Source organism: Halomonas sp. ND22Bw (assembly GCF_003011945.1).
Lineage (GTDB): Bacteria > Pseudomonadota > Gammaproteobacteria > Pseudomonadales > Halomonadaceae > Halomonas > Halomonas halophila.
In genome coordinates this window covers 1-350 of record NZ_PXWD01000379.1, presented here as the reverse complement: position 1 = coordinate 350, position 350 = coordinate 1, and the positions used below count along the sequence as shown (strand labels likewise).

Below are 350 nucleotides of genomic sequence, written 5' to 3'. Positions count from 1 at the left end.
ACCTGGCGCTGGTGCGTTGGGGTGCGGCGATGCTGCGCAACTGCACGAGCGCCCGCTACGACCTCAACAAGAGCCGCATGGTGCGGCTGGCCGAGTACAGCCGCGATTGCCTGAAGGCGCTGCGGGCGCAGACCGGCATCCGCTACGACGAGCGCATGCAGGGCACGCTGCAGCTCTTTCGCACCCAGGCGCAGCTCGACGGCACCGCTGCCGACATCGCCGTGCTGCGGCGCGACGGCGTGCCCTTCGAGCTGCTCGACCGCGACGGATGCATCCGGCACGAGCCCGCGCTGGCCGCGGTGCGCGAGAAGTTCGTCGGTGGCCTGCTGCTGCCGGGCGACGAGACCGGC

1 protein-coding gene is annotated in these 350 nt (G+C 71.7%); it reads left to right on the top strand.

Features of this window, described 5'->3' with window-relative positions; all coding sequences use genetic code 11:
* Positions 1–29 precede the first annotated feature (29 nt).
* Positions 30–350 (top strand): FAD-dependent oxidoreductase (locus CVH10_RS18535; protein WP_369335874.1); only part of this gene is annotated, 321 nt, incomplete at its 3' end.